Source organism: Streptomyces sp. NPDC052107 (assembly GCF_040680215.1).
Classification (GTDB): domain Bacteria; phylum Actinomycetota; class Actinomycetes; order Streptomycetales; family Streptomycetaceae; genus Streptomyces.
On the sequence record NZ_JBFAWG010000017.1, the window covers coordinates 118716 to 137359 of the forward strand.

An 18644-nucleotide genomic window follows, 5' to 3' on the forward strand; every position below is an offset into this window, starting at 1 on the left:
CCGGACCGAGATAGCGTTAACATGACGAGAAATCGTCCGGTACCCAGAGCGGACTGGAACGGGAAGGCCTCCGTCGCGTGAGTACAGTCCACCAGAAAGACCTCAAGGACCGCCCCGCGCGGCTCACCGTCGGCGTCGTCGGCGCCGGCCGCGTGGGCCCCGCGCTCGCCGCGTCCCTCCAGCTCGCCGGGCATCGCCCGGTGGCCGTCTCCGGCGTCTCCGACGCCTCCCGGCGGCGCGCCGAGACCATGCTCCCGGACGTGCCGCTGGTGCCGCCCGCCGAGGTACTGCAGCGCGCCGACCTGGTGCTGCTCACCGTCCCCGACGACGTCCTGCCCGGCCTGGTCACCGGTCTCGCCGAGACCGGCGCCGTGCGGCCCGGGCAACTGCTCGTGCACACCTCCGGCCGGTACGGCGCACAGGTCCTCGACCCGGCCCTGCGCGCGGGCGCCCTGCCGATGGCCCTGCACCCCGCGATGACCTTCACAGGCACACCCGTGGACGTGCAGCGCCTCGCCGGCTGCTCCTTCGGCGTCACCGCGCCCGAGGAGCTGCGGCTGGCCGCCCAGGCCCTCGTCATCGAGATGGGCGGCGAGCCCGAGTGGATCAGCGAGCAGAACCGCCCGCTCTACCACGCGGCCCTCGCGCTCGGCGCCAACCACCTGGTGACCCTGGTCGCCCAGTCCATGGAGCTGCTGCGCACCGCGGGCGTCGAGGCGCCCGACCGGATGCTCGGCCCGCTGCTCGGCGCCGCCCTCGACAACGCGCTGCGCTCCGGCGACGCGGCCCTCACCGGTCCCGTCGCGCGCGGCGACGCCGGCACGGTCGCCGCGCACATCACCGAGCTGCGCAGGCACGCCCCGCAGACCGTCGCGGGCTACGTCGCGATGGCCCGCGCCACCGCCGACCGGGCGCTCGCGCACGGCCTGCTGAAGCCCGAACTCGCCGAGGACCTGCTCGGCGTCCTGGCCGACGGCGCCGGTGGCACGAACGGCACCGGTGGCACGAACGGCGGCGGGACGAACGGCACTCACGGCACCGAGGGGAACGACCGATGACCACCGCCCTGCTGAGCACCGCCGACGAGCTCCACGCGCGTGTGCGCCGCGGCCGCCGCGCCGTCGTGATGACCATGGGTGCCCTGCACGACGGTCACGCCACCCTGATCCGTACCGCGCGCGAGATCGCGGGGCCGGACGGCGAGGTCGTCGTCACCGTCTTCGTCAACCCGCTGCAGTTCGGCGCCGGCGAGGACCTGGACCGCTACCCGCGCACCCTCGACGCCGACCTGAAGATCGCCGATCAGGCCGGTGCGGACGCGGTGTTCGCGCCCTCCGTGGACGAGGTCTACCCCGGCGGCGACCCCCAGGTCCGGATCACCGCCGGCCCCATGGGCGAACGCCTGGAGGGCGCCTCGCGCCCCGGCCACTTCGACGGCGTGCTCACCGTCGTCGCCAAGCTGCTCCACCTCACCCGTCCCGACGTGGCCCTCTACGGCCAGAAGGACGCCCAGCAGCTGGCCCTGATCCGGCGCATGGTGCGGGACCTGAACTTCGGCGTCGACATCGTCGGCGTACCCACCGTGCGCGAGGAGGACGGGCTCGCCCTGTCCAGCCGCAACCGCTACCTCTCGCCGGACGAGCGCCGTACCGCGCTCGCGCTGTCCCGCGCGCTGTTCGCGGGCCGGGACCGGCACGCCGCGCAGGAGGCGCTGCGCGCGCGTGCCCGCGAAGTGCCCTCCACGCACGCGCGTGCCGAGGCGCTGAGCGCCCTCGGCGAGTCCCGCGCGGCCGCCGACGCGCACGCGGTCGCCACGGCGTCCCCCGGCGGCCCGGCGGCCGTCCGCGCGGCCGCCCGCCAGGTGCTGGACGAGGCCGCCCGGCTCGTCCCGCCGCTCGAACTGGACTACCTGGCGCTCGTCGACCCGTCCGACTTCACCGAGATCGGCCACGGCTTCACCGGCGAGGCCGTCCTGGCCGTCGCCGCCCGGGTCGGCACCACCCGGCTGATCGACAACCTTCCTTTGACCTTTGGAGCCGCCTCGTGACCAGCACAGGCACCAGCACTGGCATACGACTGCACGCGCCCGCCCCCGGCTGGGCGATCTCCGCGGACGTGGTCGTCGTCGGCTCCGGCGTGGCAGGCCTGACCGCGGCCCTGCGCTGCCAGGCCGCGGGCCTGACGACGGTCGTCGTCACCAAGGCCCGCCTGGACGACGGCTCCACGCGGTGGGCCCAGGGCGGCATCGCGGCCGCGCTCGGCGAGGGGGACACGCCCGAGCAGCACCTGGACGACACCCTGGTGGCCGGCGCGGGCCTGTGCGACGAGGAGGCCGTACGGATCCTCGTCACCGAGGGCCCCGACGCGGTACGGCGGCTCATCGACACCGGCGCCATCTTCGACGAGTCCTCCGAGGGAGGACTGGACCTCACCCGCGAGGGCGGCCACCACCGGCGCCGGATCGCCCACGCGGGCGGCGACGCGACCGGCGCGGAGGTCTCCCGGGCGCTCGTGGAGGCCGGACGCGCGCGTGGGCTGCACACCATCGAGAACGCGCTCGTGCTGGACCTGCTGACCGACGCCGACGGCCGTACGGCGGGCGTCACGCTGCATGTGATGGGCGAGGGCCAGCACGACGGCGTGGGCGCCGTGCACGCGCCCGCGGTGGTGCTCGCGACCGGCGGCATGGGCCAGGTGTTCTCCGCGACCACCAACCCGTCGGTGTCGACCGGCGACGGCGTGGCGCTGGCACTGCGCGCGGGCGCCGAGGTCAGCGACCTGGAGTTCGTGCAGTTCCACCCGACCGTGCTGTTCCTCGGCCCGGACGCCGAGGGCCAGCAGCCGCTGGTCTCCGAGGCGGTGCGCGGCGAGGGCGCCCACCTGGTCGACGCCGGCGGGGTGCGCTTCATGGTCGGGCAGCACGAGCTGGCCGAGCTGGCGCCCCGGGACATCGTCGCCAAGGGCATCCTGCGGCGGATGCTGGAGCAGGGCGCCGAGCACATGTACCTCGACGCCCGGCACTTCGGCGCCGAGACGTGGGAGCACCGCTTCCCGACCATCCTGGCCGCCTGCCGCGCCAACGGCATCGACCCGGTCACCGAGCCCATCCCGATCGCCCCGGCCGCCCACTACGCCTCCGGTGGCGTGCGCACCGACGCCCGGGGCCGTACGACCGTGCCCGGCCTGTACGCGTGCGGCGAGGTCGCCTGCACCGGCGTGCACGGCGCCAACCGGCTCGCCTCCAACAGCCTCCTCGAAGGCCTCGTCTACGCCGAGCGGATCGCCGCCGACATCGCCGCCGCGCGAGCGGAGAACGGCCTCCACGCGCGCGTGCCCGTACCGGTCCCGCACCCCGAGACGCCCGCGCACCCGCTGCTCGCCCCCGAGACCCGGTTCGCCATCCAGCGGATCATGACCGAGGGCGCCGGTGTGCTGCGCTCCGAGGAGTCGCTCGCCAAGGCCGCCGAGGAGCTGCAGCGGCTGCACACGGACGCCCGCGACGCCCTGGAGGAGAACGGCAAGACCGCCGAGCCCGGCGTCGACACCTGGGAGGCCACCAACCTCCTGTGCGTCGCCCGCGTCCTGGTCGCCGCCGCGCGGCTGCGCGAGGAGACCCGCGGCTGCCACTGGCGCGAGGACCGCGCCGAGCGCGACGACACCCACTGGCGGCGCCACATCGTCGTACGGCTGAACCCCGACCGGTCGCTGGCCGTGCACACGACCGACACCACAGACTTCCCCCCTACCCGGTAACACCCAGCGCCTCAGGAGCAGTGACAGACGTGAGCACCGACGACCTTCCCCTCGCCCCCACCGGCGGCTGCGGCGACGGCTGCGCCTGCGGCGCCGAGGGCGACGAGGAGTACCTGGAGAGCGGGCTCGACCCCGCGCTCGCCGAGCTGCTGGCCGCCGCCGGACTCGATCCCGTAGAGGTCGAGGACATCGCCAATGTCGCCATCCAGGAGGACCTGGACGGCGGCGTGGACGTGACGACCGTCTCGACCATCCCCGAGGACGCCACCGCCACCGGCGACTTCACCGCGCGCGAGGCGGGCGTCGTGGCGGGGCTGCGGGTCGCCGAGGCCGTGCTGTCCGTGGTCTGCACGGACGAGTTCGAGGTCGAGCGGCACGTCGAGGACGGCGACCGCGTCGAGGCCGGGCAGAAGCTGCTGTCTGTCACCTCGCGCACGCGTGACCTGCTGACGGCCGAGCGCAGCGCGCTGAACATCCTGTGCCGGCTGTCCGGCATCGCGACGGCCACGCGCGCGTGGGCGGACGTCCTGGAGGGCACCAAGACGCGCGTGCGGGACACCCGCAAGACGACCCCGGGTCTGCGCTCGCTGGAGAAGTTCGCCGTCCGCTGCGGCGGTGGCGTCAACCACCGCATGTCGCTGTCCGACGCGGCCCTGGTGAAGGACAACCACGTGGTCGCCGCGGGTAGCGTCGCGCAGGCCTTCAAGGCCGTACGGGAGGCGTTCCCGGAGGTGCCGATCGAGGTCGAGGTCGACACCCTGCACCAGCTGCGCGAGGTCGTCGAGGCGGGCGCGGACCTGATCCTGCTGGACAACTTCACGCCCGACGAGTGCGCGGAGGCCGTCGGGATCGTCCACGGGCGGGCCCTGTTGGAGGCCTCGGGCCGGCTCACGCTCGACACCGCGCGCATGTACGCCGACACGGGCGTGGACTTCCTGGCCGTCGGCGCGCTCACCCACTCCGCGCCGATCCTGGACATCGGCCTCGACCTGCGCGAGGCGGAGTAACCGCGATGCTCCTCACGATCGACGTCGGCAACACGCACACCGTCCTCGGCCTGTTCGACGGCGAGGACATCGTCGAGCACTGGCGCATCTCCACGGACGCGCGCCGCACGGCGGACGAGCTGGCGGTGCTGCTCCAAGGCCTGATGGGCATGCACCCGCTGCTCGGCGAGGAGCTGGGCGACGGCATCGACGGCATCGCGATCTGCGCGACCGTCCCGTCGGTGCTGCACGAGCTGCGCGAGGTCACCCGGCGCTACTACGGCGACGTCCCCGCCGTCCTGGTCGAGCCGGGCGTGAAGACGGGGGTGCCGATCCTCACCGACAACCCCAAGGAGGTCGGCGCGGACCGGATCATCAACGCGGTCGCGGCCGTCGAGCTGTACGGCGGCCCGGCGATCGTCGTCGACTTCGGTACGGCGACCACGTTCGACGCGGTCTCCGCGCGCGGGGAGTACGTCGGCGGGGTCATCGCGCCCGGCATCGAGATCTCCGTGGAGGCGCTCGGCGTGAAGGGCGCGCAGCTGCGGAAGATCGAGGTGGCCCGGCCGCGCAGCGTGATCGGCAAGAACACGGTCGAGGCCATGCAGGCCGGCATCGTGTACGGCTTCGCGGGGCAGGTCGACGGGGTCGTCAGCCGGATGGCACGGGAACTCGCCGACGACCCGGACGATGTGCGGGTGATCGCCACGGGCGGGCTCGCGCCGATGGTGCTGGGGGAGTCCTCGGTGATCGACGAGCACCAGCCGTGGCTGACGCTGATCGGGCTGCGGCTGGTGTACGAGCGGAACGTGTCGCGGCTGTGAGGTGACCCGCGTGCGAGGGGACCGGCACCTGGGCGGGGCGCCGGTTTTCCCGCTCCACGCGTGCGTGCCGTAGCCCCGGTCGAGGGAAACCGGGAGCGACACGCGGTGAATAGATCATCCCTATTCGTCACTTTTGTCCGATTAGCGGTAGCGTCGCCGCATGCCCACGCCATACGGATCCCGCGGCGGCATGGCGTTCGGCGTGGAGGAGCTCCGTGTGCTCCGCCGCGCCCTCGCCCTCGCCCTTCACCCCGGCCAAGCGTCCGCCGAGGACGTCCAGGACTGCTTCCGCCTCGCCGAGTCGCTCGACGAGGCGCTGCACGAGGGGGCGAGACTGCGTGCTTTCCTGGTGGCCGACCTCGGCCGGTACCGGGCGGCGCTGCCGGGCACCACCGCCGGCTATCTCGCCCTCCTGGAGGAGGTGCTGGCGGCCGGGTACCGGCCGACGCCGGACGATCTCGCCGCGCTGCGGGCGCTGCGCGTGAACCCGGTGGCGGGCGCGCTGCTGGACCGTTGCCGGGTGCTGGCCGAACAGGACGTACGGGCCCGGTTCGCGCAGGGCGCGCGCAAGGTGCCGGCACCTGCCGTGCCGCCCGCCCGCACCCGTCTGCTGGCCCTTCCGGGCGGCGGGGGAAGCTCAGGGGTGCCACAGGCCCAGGAGGGTGCCGGAGAGCCGCAGAAGCCCGCCCAGAAGCCCCCGCAGAAGCCCGCGCCGAAACCTGCGCCGACACCCGGGGAGCGGCCCGGTGCGGAGCCGGCGGCGCCGAAGCGGCCCATTCCGACGCCGGGCGAGGTCTTCCCGCGCCGCAAGCCGACGCCTCCGGCGGGCCCGGCCGAAACCCGCGAACTGGCCGTCGGCTGACCGACCCGGCCTACGGCCGGTTTACCCGTTTACCCACCCGCACCCCCGGTGCGGCTGTCGCGGTCGGGTGCGGGTGGCCCCGGTGGGGGGTTTGCGTACCCCGTACCTTTCGCGGGTTGGCCCGTGGCTACTCTGTTGGGCATGGACTACGTCTCCGCGCTCGTGCCTCCGGTCGTGATGGCCGTGTTCTTCATCGGTGTGGTCAGGGTGATCGTGAAGACCCAGGGCGGGGCCGCCAAGGCCAAGGAGGACGCGGCCGTCGACGCCGCCCTCGCGCGTGCGGAGAGTGCGCGTCAGGCCTCCGCCGGCGGCGACGCCTGAGGCTGCCCGCCGAGCCCTGTCTCCGTAACGCCGCGAGCCGTATGCCCTTTTTGTTCGTATTCATGGGCTAGTGCACGTCCGGCACGCCATTGTCGGGATCTCCCACTATTGTTCTGAGCTGTGCCTCGCCCATTGGGAGAACTCGAAGACGCGGTCATGACGCGGGTGTGGAAGTGGAACCGCCCGGTGACCGTTCGAGAAGTCCTGGAAGACCTCCAGCAGGAACGCTCCATCGCGTACACCACCGTGATGACCGTTTTGGACAATCTCCATCAGAAGGGCTGGGTCCGCCGCGAGGCGGAAGGGCGGGCCTATCGATATGAGGCCGTCTCGACGCGCGCCGCGTACGCCGCCGCCCTCATGAACGACGCCTGGTCGCAGAGCGACAACCCGGCCGCCGCTCTCGTCGCCTTCTTCGGGATGATGAGCGAGGAACAGCGCCAGGCCCTCCGGGACGCCGTACGCATCGTCCAGGGACCGGAAACCCCGGAAGCCCCCGAACCGCGGCAACAGGAAGCCGCACAAGAGGAAGCCCGGGAAGCCGCGGAACAGGAAGCGCCCGAAGCCCGGGAAGAGGAGAACCCCGGCTCGGCGCCGGACGCGGACGGGCGATAGCGTCCGCTCATGTCAGCAGAGCGCCCCGAAGTCCCGGCAAAAGCCATCACGGTCCGGCGCGCCCGGACCAGCGATGTCGCGGCGGTACGCCGCCTCCTCGACGCCTACGCCCGTGACCGCATCCTGCTCGACAAAGCCACGGTCACGCTTTACGAGGACATCCAGGAGTTCTGGGTCGCGGAACGCGACGACAACGCCGAGGTGGTCGGCTGCGGTGCGCTGCACGTCATGTGGGAGGACCTCGCGGAAGTCCGCACTCTCGCGGTGAAGCCCGGCCTCAAGGGCGCCGGCGTCGGCCATCAGTTGCTGGAGAAGTTGCTGCAGACCGCGCGCTGGCTCGGCGTTCGCCGGGTTTTCTGCCTGACCTTCGAAGTGGACTTCTTCGGGAAGCACGGCTTCGTGGAGATCGGGGAGACGCCGGTCGACACCGATGTGTACGCGGAGCTCCTGCGTTCCTATGACGAGGGCGTCGCGGAGTTCCTGGGTCTCGAACGAGTGAAACCGAACACCTTGGGCAACAGCCGGATGCTTCTGCATCTGTGATCGTCATTGCCCGGGTGCCCTATGTCCGAAACGCGCATGTTTCCGGACGGAGGCGGTCCGACGGTCCTCTACCGGTGCTCTCCCAGGGGTTTGTGTTTTTCCGGCAAAAGCGGTTTGCTTTCCGACGTACTGCAGTACTGCATATAACAGGGGCGGCGAAACGGCGGACGCCGCACACCCCTGGCCCTCAACGTTATCGATGAAAGGAAATCCGGTGGCACAGAAGGTTCAGGTCCTTCTTGTCGACGACCTCGACGGCGGCGAGGCGGACGAGACCGTGACGTTCGCGCTGGACGGCAAGACGTACGAGATCGATCTCACGACCACCAATGCGGACAAGCTGCGCGGCCTTCTCGATCCCTATGTGAAGGGCGGTCGTCGTACTGGTGGCCGTGCGTCGGGCGGACGCGGAAAGGCGCGTGCCGCTTCCGGTGGCAACCAGGACACCGCGGCGATCCGCGCCTGGGCGAAGGAGAACGGTTACGAGGTCAACGACCGCGGTCGCGTTCCCGCGTCCATTCGCGAGGCCTATGAGAAGGCCAACGGCTGATCCCGGCGGCAGGCGGTCGGCAGTCCCGCGCGCGGGCGCCGCAGCCGGACCCGGTGACACTGCGCTGCCACCGTGTCCAGCAGTCGTACGAGATCGGGGGCGCCCTCTTCGCGCCCCATGGCCGGCATCGCCGGCAGCGAGGCCTCGACCTCGCCTCCGGGCCCAGGGGGCCGCAGCCATACGGCGGCCCCCTGCACGGATCCGGCCCACGCGACCTCTTCGGACACGGTCGCCGGTAGGACCGGTGCCTCCATCGCGTCGCCCGCCCCCAGGACCCGCAGGTCGAGGGCCACGGCGCTCCACTCCAGCCAGTCCAGCAGCCCCGGCAGGTCCTCCGCGCTGCCCGCGGCCACCAGCAGTTCCATCCGGTCGCCCCGAAGGGCCACCGGAGAGCCCGGCTCGAGATGCCGGAGCGCCCCGGCGCCCGCCTCGGCCGGCACGTCCAGGACGTCGAACCGCACCCCGGTCGGCAGCCGCAGCGGCCGTCCGGGCACTGTCGCCCAGCCCAGATCGTTCTCGTACCAGTGCCGGACCCGGGCATCCGGGCCGCCTGGAAGATCACCCGTGTTCGGTACGTCCGGATCCAGGGGACGACGGGGAAGGGGGACTGTTGAGGCCGTGGGGACCAAGCCAACCATGCCAAGTGCAACCGCCGAAACGACCCTCTGGTTACGCTGGGCGCCGGATTGATCGCCCGGAGTGCCGAAAGAGGGGGCGCGCGGGGGTACGCGGAGGCGCAAGGTTGTTCGCCCATAGCGGAGGGAACCGGTGCGCGCCGCATGGAGTGTCAGTCCCAGCGGGTAAGACATGCCTAGTGGGAGGGGGCGACACGCAGGACGGGCCGTCTCACGTTCGCCATCGGCGTACTGGCGAGTGGGGTAACTGCCTGGCCTGCGGGAACATCGTCTCGCACCATCGGGTTGGAGCAGATGTCGGCGCACACGGTCAGGAGGCCATCGACGGTGTCGGCAGTTGGAATGAGCGGTCCCCGCTTGCGGGACTAAGCTGCGGAAGGACAGAGAGGGGAAGTTCCCCCCACTGCCTGACCGCTCTGAGGAGCGATTAACGATGTTCGAGAGGTTCACCGACCGCGCGCGGCGGGTTGTCGTCCTGGCTCAGGAAGAAGCCCGGATGCTCAACCACAACTACATCGGCACCGAGCACATCCTCCTGGGTCTCATCCACGAGGGCGAAGGTGTCGCCGCTAAGGCCCTGGAGAGCCTCGGCATTTCGCTTGAGGCGGTCCGCCAGCAGGTGGAGGAGATCATCGGCCAGGGCCAGCAGGCTCCGTCCGGGCACATCCCCTTCACCCCCCGTGCCAAGAAGGTCTTGGAGCTGTCGCTCCGCGAGGCTCTTCAGCTGGGCCACAACTACATCGGCACGGAGCACATCCTGCTCGGCCTGATCCGCGAGGGCGAGGGCGTCGCCGCCCAGGTCCTGGTCAAGCTGGGCGCAGACCTCAACCGGGTGCGACAGCAGGTCATCCAGCTGCTCTCCGGTTACCAGGGCAAGGAGACCGCCACCGCCGGCGGCCCGGCCGAGGGCACTCCCTCGACCTCCCTCGTCCTGGACCAGTTCGGCCGGAACCTCACCCAGGCCGCTCGTGAGTCCAAGCTCGACCCGGTCATCGGGCGCGAGAAGGAGATCGAGCGGGTCATGCAGGTGCTGTCCCGCCGTACCAAGAACAACCCGGTGCTGATCGGTGAGCCCGGCGTCGGCAAGACCGCCGTCGTCGAGGGCCTCGCCCAGGCCATCGTCAAGGGCGAGGTGCCCGAGACGCTGAAGGACAAGCACCTCTACACGCTGGACCTCGGCGCCCTGGTCGCCGGCTCCCGCTACCGCGGTGACTTCGAGGAGCGCCTGAAGAAGGTGCTCAAGGAGATCCGCACCCGCGGCGACATCATCCTGTTCATCGACGAGCTGCACACGCTGGTCGGCGCGGGTGCCGCCGAGGGCGCCATCGACGCGGCTTCCATCCTGAAGCCGATGCTGGCCCGCGGTGAGCTGCAGACCATCGGTGCGACCACGCTGGACGAGTACCGCAAGCACCTGGAGAAGGACGCGGCCTTGGAGCGCCGCTTCCAGCCCATCCAGGTCGCCGAGCCGTCCCTGCCGCACACGATCGAGATCCTCAAGGGCCTCCGTGACCGGTACGAGGCGCACCACCGCGTCTCCATCACCGACGAGGCCCTGGTCCAGGCCGCCACCCTGGCCGACCGGTACATCTCCGACCGCTTCCTGCCGGACAAGGCGATCGACCTGATCGACGAGGCCGGTTCCCGGATGCGCATCCGCCGGATGACCGCTCCGCCGGACCTGCGCGAGTTCGACGAGAAGATCGCCGCCGTCCGCCGGGACAAGGAGTCCGCGATCGACTCGCAGGACTTCGAGAAGGCCGCCTCCCTGCGCGACAAGGAGAAGCAGCTCCTGGCCGCCAAGGCCAAGCGGGAGAAGGAGTGGAAGGCCGGCGACATGGACGTCGTCGCCGAGGTCGACGGCGAGCTGATCGCCGAGGTCCTCGCCACGGCGACGGGCATCCCGGTGTTCAAGCTGACGGAGGAGGAGTCCTCCCGTCTGCTCCGCATGGAGGACGAGCTCCACAAGCGGGTCATCGGCCAGAACGACGCCGTCAAGGCGCTGTCGAAGGCGATCCGTCGTACGCGCGCCGGTCTGAAGGACCCGAAGCGTCCGGGTGGTTCGTTCATCTTCGCCGGCCCGTCCGGTGTCGGTAAGACCGAACTGTCCAAGGCGCTCGCCGAGTTCCTCTTCGGTGACGAGGACGCGCTGATCTCCCTCGACATGTCGGAGTTCAGCGAGAAGCACACTGTCTCGCGTCTCTTCGGTTCGCCCCCCGGCTACGTGGGCTACGAAGAGGGCGGTCAGCTGACGGAGAAGGTGCGCCGCAAGCCGTTCTCGGTCGTCCTCTTCGACGAGGTCGAGAAGGCCCACCCGGACATCTTCAACTCGCTGCTGCAGATCCTGGAGGACGGTCGCCTGACCGACTCCCAGGGCCGGGTCGTGGACTTCAAGAACACGGTCATCATCATGACGACCAACCTCGGTACCCGGGACATCTCGAAGGGCTTCAACCTGGGCTTCGCGGCCACGGGTGACACGAAGTCCAACTACGAGCGCATGAAGAACAAGGTGTCGGACGAGCTCAAGCAGCACTTCCGCCCCGAGTTCCTCAACCGCGTCGACGACGTGGTCGTCTTCCCGCAGCTGACGCAGGCGGACATCCTGCGGATCGTCGACCTGATGATCGGCAAGGTGGACGAGCGCCTGAAGGACCGGGACATGGGTATCGAACTCTCCCAGTCCGCCAAGGAGCTGCTGGCCAAGAAGGGTTACGACCCGGTGCTGGGCGCGCGTCCGCTGCGCCGCACGATCCAGCGAGAGGTCGAGGACTCGCTCTCGGAGAAGATCCTCTTCGGCGAGCTGCGTCCCGGTCACATCGTGGTCGTGGACACCGAGGGCGAGGGCGAGTCCCAGACCTTCACCTTCCGCGGTGAGGAGAAGTCGCCGCTGCCCGACGTCCCGCCGATCGAGCAGGCGGCCGGCGGTGCCGGACCGAACCTGAGCAAGGAGGCGTAAGCCTCCGGCGAAATGGCCGAACGAAAGGGGCCGGTGCTGCACAGCACCGGCCCCTCGTCCATGCCCGCGAAAGCCGTGCCTTACGACAACTGCCCGTTGTAGTCCGGCAGTTTGAAGGTCTTCTCGGCGTGGCCGCCGGAAAGGTCGGTGACGCTGTTACCGATGTTCGCGATGATCGTGTAGCCCCTGTTCTCGATGTCGACGCGCTGCGCGGTCTTGTAGGCGGCGACATCCTTGAACAGGTCGAACAGGCCCCGGACATAGAGGCCGGAGACGTCGTAGCCGTCGTGTTCGAGGTTGTACTCGGTGGGCAGGTAGATGATGCCCGGGCGGGCGGTGACGAAGAACAGGGAGACGCCGTGCTCCTGGGCGTACTTCGCGACGTTCAGGACGGGCTTGTTCGCCGGCTGCGGGTAGCTGAAGCCGAAGTCGGTCTCCAGCGTGGTGTTGTCGATGTCGAAGACGATCGCCTGCTTCTCGCCCGGCTCGGCGTCGGCGATCCGCTCCTTCAGGTACGGCAGGGCCTGGTCCATCACGGCCTGGCAGTCCTTCTGCCAGGTGGCGTAGTCCACCTTGGCGCTGGAGCTGCTCGTGGTCGCCGTGTCGTCCGCCGCCTGGGCCGGGGCGGCCATCGCGGCCAGGGCGGCCACGGAGACGGCGGTTGCGGATATGCGGAGCGCCCAGGGGCGTCTGGTCATCGGTGGGGGTCCTCTCACGTCCGTACGCGAGCCTGAAATGTCAGGAGCATGATCTGAGGTGAGGGTGGCGTGAGGGGAACCGTAGGGTTACTGAACGGTAGGTGACCAGAGGTGTGCGTCACATTTCTGAGATCGCCGGTTGGGGAAGCCGGTGATATGGGGCACAGGCGAAATATCCCTTACTAGCCTTCATAGTGGGATTGGCCTGCCAGGTAAACAGGTAAAGGGGACTCAAAGCGGGGTTAAAGGCGGCATCTACTACTGGGAGCCGTAGAAGGGGCGTTTTGGGGCGCACGGGGTGCTCGGTTACCAAGGAATGGCCGCTCGGTTGAACGTCCGTTCGCCGGGTGGCGGTTCTGTCTCCGACTCCACGAGGTTTAGATGTTCCAGCGCGTCACGTCCCGTTCTTCCCGTACGTCCCCGCTCCGCACCCGCGTGGCCGTCCTGGCCGCCGGAATCGGCGCCGCGGCCGTCCTGGGGACCGGAGTCGCGAGCGCCGCCGCACCCTCCGCGGCCGCCTGGGTCCACCCGGTGAAGTCGTACACGCTCTCCGCGAGCTTCGCGCAGGCCGGCAGCCACTGGGTCGCCAAGCACAGCGGCCAGGACTTCGCCGTGCCGACCGGCACCGACGTCGTCGCCGCGCACGGCGGCACCGTCGTCAAGGCCGGCCCCAACGGCGCCGGTGACGGCCCCGCGTACGGCAACGCCATCGTCATCTCGCACGGCAACGGCACCTACTCGCAGTACGCGCACCTGTCCCGGATCGACGTCAAGGTCGGCCAGATCGTCAAGACCGGCCAGCACATCGCCCGGTCCGGCTCCACCGGCAACTCCACCGGCCCGCACCTGCACTTCGAGGTCCGCAAGACCCCGAACTACGGTTCCGCCGTCGACCCGGTCGCCTTCCTGCGCGCCAAGGGCGTCACCGTCTGATTCAGTCCTGCCGCCGGGCGTGTTCGTGCGCCTGGCCGATCAGGTCCAGGGCGACTTCGAGAACTGCCGTGCGCTTCTTCTCGAAGTCGCCTTCGAGGTCCTGCATCAGGAACATCCCCGCATGCAGGGTGAACATCGCGCTGACCGAGCGCACCTGGTCGACGAGCTCGGCCTCCGGGTCGATGAGGATGTCCCGCAGATCGCGCATCCGGTCCTTGAAGATGTCACCGATGCGCAGGTCCCGGACCGTGCCCTGGTTGTCGTGCATGAAGCGGAAGAGCGGTTCGGCGTCGGCCAGCACGCGGCTGTAGCGCCGGACCACCTCCTGCTTGGTGTCCAGGGTGTGCGGCTGGCTGCGGCCCCACTCGATCAGGTCCTCGATCGGCTTCGTCAGATCCTCGAAGAGGCTGACGATGATCTCTTCCTTCGTCTTGAAGTGGTAGTACAGCGCCGCCTTCGTGACGTCGAGACGCTCGGCTATCTCGCGCAGGGAGGTCTTCTCGTAGCCCTGCTCCGCGAAGAGTTCGAGCGCCACGTCCTGGATGCGCTGGCGGGTGTTGCCGCGGCGCTGCTGCTTGGTGCCGTCCATGGTGACGCCCATCCTCGTACTCCTTGCGCTGCCGCGGAAACTTACTTGACGCCCGGCTAGTGACAGGTCTACTTTCCCTAGTGTACTGAACTAGCCGGGCGGCAAGTAAGTGGCCGCCGCAGGGGGAATGGGAAGAGATGGCGGACACGGTCGAAGGCGTCATGGAAAGCAAACCGGAGGGCAAACAGCCCAAGAGCGTGCGGGTGGTCCTGCTCGCACTCATGATCGCGATGATGCTCGCGATGCTCGACAACATGATCGTGGGTACGGCGATGCCGACGATCGTGGGCGAGCTGGGTGGCCTGGAGCACCTGTCCTGGGTGGTCACCGGCTACACCCTGGCCACCGCGGCCTCCACCCCGATCTGGGGCAAGCTCGGTGACACGTACGGGCGCAAGGGCTCGTTCCTCACCTCGATCGTGATCTTCCTGATCGGGTCGGCGCTCAGCGGCATGGCCCAGAACATGGGCGAGCTCATCGGCTTCCGGGCCGTCCAGGGCCTGGGCGCCGGCGGTCTGATGGTCGGCGTCATGGCGATCATCGGCGATCTGATCCCGCCCCGGGAGCGCGGTAAGTACACCGGCATGATGGCCGGCGTCATGGCGCTGGCGATGATCGGCGGCCCGCTGGTCGGCGGCACCATCACCGACAACTGGGGCTGGCGCTGGTCCTTCTACATCAACCTGCCGCTGGGAGCCGTGGCCCTGGCCCTGGTCAGCGCCGTGCTGCACCTGCCCAAGAAGCGGGCCAAGGCGCGCATCGACTACCTGGGTGTCGCGCTGCTGACCGTCGGCATCACCGCGATCGTGCTGGTCACCACCTGGGGCGGCACCGAGTACGCCTGGACCTCCGCGCGGATCATGGAGCTGACCAGCATCGGCGTGGTCGCGCTGATCGGGTTCGTCTGGTGGCAGTCCAGGGCCGTCGAGCCGGTCGTACCGCTGCACATGTTCCAAAGCCGCAACTTCACGCTGATGTCCGTCATCGGCTTCATCACCGGCTTCGTGATGTTCGGCGCCACGCTCTACCTCCCGCTCTACCAGCAGGCGGTGCAGGGCGCGTCCGCGACCAACTCCGGTCTGCTGCTCCTGCCGATGCTCGGCGCGATGCTCGTGACCTCGATGGTCGCGGGCCGGGTCACCACCAACAGCGGCCGCTACAAGATCTTCCCGATCGTCGGCGGTGCGCTGATGATCGCCGGTCTGTATCTGCTTTCGTTGATGGACACGGACACGACCCGGCTGACCTCCGGCATCTACATGGCCGTGCTGGGTCTGGGCATGGGCTGCCTGATGCAGATCACCATGCTGGTGGCGCAGAACAGCGTGCAGATGAAGGACATGGGCGTCGCGTCCTCGTCCACGACCCTGTTCCGTACGCTCGGCTCCTCCTTCGGTGTGGCCATCATGGGCGCGCTGTTCAACAACCGCGTTCAGCACGTCATGGCCGAGCGGGCCGGCGCACTGGGCAAGGGCATCACCGAGAAGTCCGCACAGCTGGACGCGAAGCACCTGAAGATGCTGCCGGCACCGATCAAGGACGCCTACCAGCACGCGGTGTCCGCCGGTACGCACTCGGCGTTCCTGCTGGGCGCGGTGATCGCGGTGATCGTGCTGATCGCGGCGCTGTTCGTGAAGGAGGTTCCGCTCAAGAGCGGGAAGCCTTCGGCGGAGAGCGGCGAGGACGTGGCTCCGGTGCAGGTCGTCGAGGCCGTCTGAGCAGCACTTGAACTGAAGGCCCCCGGTCGGTGTCCGCCCCGGGGGTCTTCTTCTTTTGCCGGTCGGCGCCGTTGTCAGTGCCCCGTGTCACCATCGGCTGCATGGACAAGGTGCGGCGGCTGCGTCTGGCCAAGGACGCCATGGACCGGGACTGGGCGGACCCCGGTCTCGATCTGGCCGCCGTGGCGGCGTGCGCCGGGTACTCGCGCTATCACTTCCTGCGGGCCTTCAAGGACGTCTACGGCGAGACGCCGGGCCAGTACCTGACCCACCGGCGGATCGAGCGCGCCGAGGAGATGCTGCGCTGTGCCAACCTCACCGTGACCGAGATCTGCACCCTGGTCGGCTTCAGCAGCCTCGGCACGTTCTCCGCCCGCTTCAAGGCCCGCACCGGGCTCACCCCGAGTGAGTACCGCGCGCGGCACGTGGGACGCGGGGCCTCTCTGATACCCGGGTGCTACGCCATGCTCTGGGCCGGCGGATTCAGCACCGCAAGATCGGAGAAGCGCTCCGGGGCCGGCCCTGCCTACGGTGACGACGGGACGTCCGCCGAGGCGGACGACACCACCAGCGCCATCAGTACCGCCGACAGGAGAGCAGATCCATGATCAAGGGGCTTGCCATCACGACCGTCTGGGTCCTGGACCAGGACCGGGCCAAGGAGTTCTACACCGAGAAGCTGGGCCTCGAGGTCCGTACGGACATGACCATGGGGGAGGGCGGCATGCGCTGGCTCACCGTCGGCGCTCCCGGCCAGCCCGACGTGGAGCTGACGCTCATGGTGCCCGGGCCGCCCGCGATGGACCCCGAGTCCGCCGAGATGATGCGGAAGCTCGTGGCCAAGGGGGCGCTCGGCGCGGGCGTGCTGGCGACCGACGACATCCACGGCGACTACAAGAAGCTCAAAGCCCGCGGGGTGGAGTTCCTGCAGGAGCCCCAGGAGCGGCCGTACGGCACGGAGGCGCTCTTCCGTGACGACTCCGGCAACTGGTTCTCCTTCACGCAGCGGCGAGAGGGCGGGCTGGACCTGGAGCGGGACTGGGCCTGCTGAGCGCCTCGTAGCTCGGGGAGCGTTGCCCGCGCCCCTTTCGGGGCGCCGGTCAGCGCCCCGTTGCCAGCGTTGCCCCGCCCGTCGCCTCAAGGACCACGCCCGTCACGAAGTCGTTGGCCGTGAGCATGTGGATCGCGCGGGCGATGTCCCCCGGGCGGCCCACGCGGCCGACGGGGGTGATCGCGGCGAATCCGTCGAAGAGGGACTGGCGCTGTTCGGCCGGGACGGCGTCCCACCAGGGGGTGTCGATGACGCCGGGGGAGACGGCGTTGATCCGGAGCGGAGCCAGTTCCACCGCCAGGGGTGGGACCATCGCCTCCAGGGCGCCGTTGATAGCGGCGAGGCCGGCGGTACCGGGCAGGGCGGCGCGGGCGGAGGCAGCGGTCACCAGCGTCACCGAACCGTCGCGGCGCAGCGTCGGCAGTGCGGCCTGGAGCACCTGGACGTGCGGCCAGAACTTGCCGTCGAAGCCCTTTGCCAGTTCGGCCAGGTCGAGTCCGGCGAAGGGGCCGCCGCCCCTGCTGCCGCTGAGCGCGAGGACCAGGTGGTCGACCGGTCCCGAGCCGGCGAAGAAGGCGTCCACCGCGGCGCGGTCCGCCCCGTCCAGCCGGTACGTCGAGACCTTGCCGCCGATCCGGGCCGCTGCGGCGTCGAGGCGGTCCTGGCTGCGGCCGGTGATGACCACCTCCGCGCCGTCCGCCGCGAAGAACGCGGCCGCCGCCTCGCCGATTCCGGAGCTGCCGCCCATGACGACGACGCGCTGTCCGGCGAGGGGGTGCACAGGGTTGTTCTGAGTGCTCATGAGTGGCTCTCTCCCGAGGAAGCACCGGGGTCCCGGCTTTTTGACGAGACCGGTGGTCTCGTTAAAGTGTTACCGAGACCGGTACTCTCGTCAAGCGGTGAGGGGCGGACGGGGCCGGTCGGGTCCGGGGATCCGGGAAGCCGCCGGACTCGGAGAGGATGGGCCCGTGCACGACAGCAACGAACCCCGCCCGCACACCGGGCGCCGCCGTAACGAGGCCGCGCGCCGCGCGATCCTCGACGCCGCGCTGGACCTGCTCGCCGACGCCGACGGGGCCCCGGTGAGCGTCGAGACCATCGCGCGCGAGGCCGGAGTGGGAAAACAGACCCTCTACCGCTGGTGGCCCTCGAAGGGAGCCGTCCTGCTGGACGCCCTCACCGACCGCGCCGCCCAGGACGTGCCCGCTCCGGACACCGGAAACCTCCGCGACGACCTGCGCGAGCTGGCGGTCGCCACCTTCGAGGCCTCCCAGCGGCCGCCGTCCGCGCCGGCCCTGCGCACCCTGGTCCGGGAGGCGGCCCGTGACGTGCATCTGGCCCAGCTGATGCGGGAGTTCACGGAGTCCCGCAGGGCGGCGGTGCGAGCGGTGCTCGAACGGGGGCGGGAGCGGGGGGAGCTGTCCACCGACCAGGATGTCGACCTGCTGGTCGACCAGTTCTACGGGTTCTTCTGGTACCGGTTCCTGCTGGGGCACGCACCGCTCGACCGGGCCGCCGCCGAACTTCTCACCGACTCACTGCTCCGCTGAGTGCGCCGCGGGAAGTGCCGCGTTGTGCGGTCGCGAGTCCGCGGCACCGTCGTGCTT

20 protein-coding genes are annotated in these 18644 nt (G+C 70.1%); 16 read left to right on the forward strand and 4 right to left on the reverse strand.

Features of this window, described 5'->3' with window-relative positions:
* Nucleotides 1-77 precede the first annotated feature (77 nt).
* From AB0M27_RS20815 to AB0M27_RS20860, 10 genes are all read left to right on the forward strand, one after another.
* Entirely contained in the window at nucleotides 78-1058 is a 981-nt protein-coding gene (locus AB0M27_RS20815) for a DUF2520 domain-containing protein (RefSeq protein ID WP_365723328.1), read from the forward strand.
* Nucleotides 1055-2047, forward strand: a complete 993-nt coding sequence (gene panC / locus AB0M27_RS20820) for a pantoate--beta-alanine ligase (RefSeq protein WP_365723329.1) — start codon at nucleotides 1055-1057, stop codon at nucleotides 2045-2047. The genes AB0M27_RS20815 and panC overlap by 4 nt, the downstream gene beginning before the upstream one ends.
* Complete coding sequence (locus AB0M27_RS20825; protein ID WP_365723330.1) at nucleotides 2044-3753, forward strand: L-aspartate oxidase; 1710 nt, start codon at nucleotides 2044-2046, stop codon at nucleotides 3751-3753. Before panC ends, AB0M27_RS20825 begins: the two co-directional genes overlap by 4 nt.
* Before the next feature lie 29 nt (nucleotides 3754-3782).
* Nucleotides 3783-4760: a carboxylating nicotinate-nucleotide diphosphorylase gene (gene nadC, locus AB0M27_RS20830; RefSeq protein WP_365723331.1), complete on the forward strand. Its 978-nt coding sequence runs from the start codon at nucleotides 3783-3785 to the stop codon at nucleotides 4758-4760.
* A gap of 5 nt (nucleotides 4761-4765) precedes the next feature.
* A complete protein-coding gene (locus AB0M27_RS20835; protein WP_365589633.1) occupies nucleotides 4766-5563 on the forward strand; it encodes a type III pantothenate kinase in 798 nt (265 codons plus the stop codon).
* A gap of 190 nt (nucleotides 5564-5753) precedes the next feature.
* A complete protein-coding gene (locus AB0M27_RS20840; protein ID WP_365723374.1) occupies nucleotides 5754-6425 on the forward strand; it encodes a hypothetical protein in 672 nt (223 codons plus the stop codon).
* A 141-nt stretch (nucleotides 6426-6566) separates the two neighbouring features.
* Nucleotides 6567-6746, forward strand: coding sequence for a hypothetical protein (locus tag AB0M27_RS20845; RefSeq protein WP_023547678.1), 180 nt, complete (start codon nucleotides 6567-6569; stop codon nucleotides 6744-6746).
* Between the two features lie 120 nt (nucleotides 6747-6866).
* Nucleotides 6867-7361: a BlaI/MecI/CopY family transcriptional regulator gene (locus tag AB0M27_RS20850; RefSeq protein ID WP_365723332.1), complete on the forward strand. Its 495-nt coding sequence runs from the start codon at nucleotides 6867-6869 to the stop codon at nucleotides 7359-7361.
* 9 nt (nucleotides 7362-7370) lie between these two features.
* Nucleotides 7371-7904 carry an amino-acid N-acetyltransferase gene (locus tag AB0M27_RS20855; RefSeq protein ID WP_365723333.1) on the forward strand — a complete coding sequence of 178 codons (534 nt, stop codon included), beginning with the start codon at nucleotides 7371-7373 and terminating at the stop codon, nucleotides 7902-7904.
* Nucleotides 7905-8118: 214 nt separating this feature from the next.
* Nucleotides 8119-8454 (forward strand): Lsr2 family protein, encoded by a 336-nt coding sequence (locus tag AB0M27_RS20860; protein WP_356299876.1) that lies wholly within the window; start codon nucleotides 8119-8121, stop codon nucleotides 8452-8454.
* Here the strand turns inward: AB0M27_RS20860 and AB0M27_RS20865 are convergent.
* Nucleotides 8433-9092 (reverse strand): SCO3374 family protein, encoded by a 660-nt coding sequence (locus AB0M27_RS20865; RefSeq protein WP_365723334.1) that lies wholly within the window; start codon nucleotides 9090-9092, stop codon nucleotides 8433-8435. The genes AB0M27_RS20860 and AB0M27_RS20865 overlap by 22 nt on opposite strands.
* 430 nt (nucleotides 9093-9522) lie before the next feature.
* Here AB0M27_RS20865 and AB0M27_RS20870 point away from each other — a divergent pair, with 430 nt between their 5' ends.
* Entirely contained in the window at nucleotides 9523-12048 is a 2526-nt protein-coding gene (locus AB0M27_RS20870) for an ATP-dependent Clp protease ATP-binding subunit (protein ID WP_365723335.1), read from the forward strand.
* Between the two features lie 80 nt (nucleotides 12049-12128).
* Here AB0M27_RS20870 and AB0M27_RS20875 read toward each other — a convergent pair whose 3' ends face one another.
* Nucleotides 12129-12746: an HAD family acid phosphatase gene (locus AB0M27_RS20875; RefSeq protein WP_365723336.1), complete on the reverse strand. Its 618-nt coding sequence runs from the start codon at nucleotides 12744-12746 to the stop codon at nucleotides 12129-12131.
* 381 nt (nucleotides 12747-13127) lie between these two features.
* Between AB0M27_RS20875 and AB0M27_RS20880 the strand changes: the two genes are divergently transcribed.
* Nucleotides 13128-13679 carry a M23 family metallopeptidase gene (locus AB0M27_RS20880; RefSeq protein ID WP_365723337.1) on the forward strand — a complete coding sequence of 184 codons (552 nt, stop codon included), beginning with the start codon at nucleotides 13128-13130 and terminating at the stop codon, nucleotides 13677-13679.
* 1 nt (nucleotide 13680) lies between these two features.
* On the opposite strand, the gene AB0M27_RS20885 is transcribed toward AB0M27_RS20880, so the two are convergent.
* Nucleotides 13681-14280, reverse strand: coding sequence for a TetR/AcrR family transcriptional regulator (locus tag AB0M27_RS20885; RefSeq protein ID WP_365723338.1), 600 nt, complete (start codon nucleotides 14278-14280; stop codon nucleotides 13681-13683).
* Between the two features lie 149 nt (nucleotides 14281-14429).
* Here AB0M27_RS20885 and AB0M27_RS20890 point away from each other — a divergent pair, with 149 nt between their 5' ends.
* The 3 genes from AB0M27_RS20890 to AB0M27_RS20900 all read left to right on the forward strand — a co-directional run bounded on the left by AB0M27_RS20890 (nucleotide 14430) and on the right by AB0M27_RS20900 (nucleotide 17037).
* On the forward strand, nucleotides 14430-15986 hold the full coding sequence (locus AB0M27_RS20890; protein WP_365723339.1) for an MDR family MFS transporter: 1557 nt from the start codon (nucleotides 14430-14432) through the stop codon (nucleotides 15984-15986).
* 101 nt (nucleotides 15987-16087) lie between these two features.
* Nucleotides 16088-16594, forward strand: coding sequence for a helix-turn-helix transcriptional regulator (locus AB0M27_RS20895; protein ID WP_365723340.1), 507 nt, complete (start codon nucleotides 16088-16090; stop codon nucleotides 16592-16594).
* Entirely contained in the window at nucleotides 16591-17037 is a 447-nt protein-coding gene (locus tag AB0M27_RS20900) for a VOC family protein (RefSeq protein WP_365723341.1), read from the forward strand. Before AB0M27_RS20895 ends, AB0M27_RS20900 begins: the two co-directional genes overlap by 4 nt.
* A 49-nt stretch (nucleotides 17038-17086) precedes the next feature.
* Here AB0M27_RS20900 and AB0M27_RS20905 read toward each other — a convergent pair whose 3' ends face one another.
* Nucleotides 17087-17839, reverse strand: coding sequence for an SDR family oxidoreductase (locus AB0M27_RS20905; protein WP_365723342.1), 753 nt, complete (start codon nucleotides 17837-17839; stop codon nucleotides 17087-17089).
* A gap of 166 nt (nucleotides 17840-18005) precedes the next feature.
* Here AB0M27_RS20905 and AB0M27_RS20910 point away from each other — a divergent pair, with 166 nt between their 5' ends.
* Nucleotides 18006-18587: a TetR/AcrR family transcriptional regulator gene (locus AB0M27_RS20910; RefSeq protein ID WP_365723343.1), complete on the forward strand. Its 582-nt coding sequence runs from the start codon at nucleotides 18006-18008 to the stop codon at nucleotides 18585-18587.
* The last annotated feature ends 57 nt before the right edge of the window (nucleotides 18588-18644 follow it).

What these genes read in the sequence shown, in the direction of transcription:
- AB0M27_RS20840 (WP_365723374.1), top strand. Translation starts at nt 5,754, where the DNA reads ATGGCGTTCGGCGTGGAGGAGCTCCGTGTGCTCCGCCGCGCCCTCGCC.
- AB0M27_RS20890 (WP_365723339.1), top strand. Translation starts at nt 14,430, where the DNA reads ATGGAAAGCAAACCGGAGGGCAAACAGCCCAAGAGCGTGCGGGTGGTC.
- AB0M27_RS20900 (WP_365723341.1), top strand. Translation starts at nt 16,591, where the DNA reads ATGATCAAGGGGCTTGCCATCACGACCGTCTGGGTCCTGGACCAGGAC.
- AB0M27_RS20865 (WP_365723334.1), bottom strand. Translation starts at nt 9,092, where the DNA reads ATGGTTGGCTTGGTCCCCACGGCCTCAACAGTCCCCCTTCCCCGTCGT.
- AB0M27_RS20855 (WP_365723333.1), top strand. Translation starts at nt 7,371, where the DNA reads ATGTCAGCAGAGCGCCCCGAAGTCCCGGCAAAAGCCATCACGGTCCGG.
- AB0M27_RS20895 (WP_365723340.1), top strand. Translation starts at nt 16,088, where the DNA reads ATGGACAAGGTGCGGCGGCTGCGTCTGGCCAAGGACGCCATGGACCGG.
- AB0M27_RS20845 (WP_023547678.1), top strand. Translation starts at nt 6,567, where the DNA reads ATGGACTACGTCTCCGCGCTCGTGCCTCCGGTCGTGATGGCCGTGTTC.
- AB0M27_RS20835 (WP_365589633.1), top strand. Translation starts at nt 4,766, where the DNA reads ATGCTCCTCACGATCGACGTCGGCAACACGCACACCGTCCTCGGCCTG.
- AB0M27_RS20870 (WP_365723335.1), top strand. Translation starts at nt 9,523, where the DNA reads ATGTTCGAGAGGTTCACCGACCGCGCGCGGCGGGTTGTCGTCCTGGCT.
- AB0M27_RS20905 (WP_365723342.1), bottom strand. Translation starts at nt 17,839, where the DNA reads ATGAGCACTCAGAACAACCCTGTGCACCCCCTCGCCGGACAGCGCGTC.
- AB0M27_RS20880 (WP_365723337.1), top strand. Translation starts at nt 13,128, where the DNA reads ATGTTCCAGCGCGTCACGTCCCGTTCTTCCCGTACGTCCCCGCTCCGC.
- AB0M27_RS20875 (WP_365723336.1), bottom strand. Translation starts at nt 12,746, where the DNA reads ATGACCAGACGCCCCTGGGCGCTCCGCATATCCGCAACCGCCGTCTCC.
- AB0M27_RS20885 (WP_365723338.1), bottom strand. Translation starts at nt 14,280, where the DNA reads ATGGGCGTCACCATGGACGGCACCAAGCAGCAGCGCCGCGGCAACACC.
- panC (WP_365723329.1), top strand. Translation starts at nt 1,055, where the DNA reads ATGACCACCGCCCTGCTGAGCACCGCCGACGAGCTCCACGCGCGTGTG.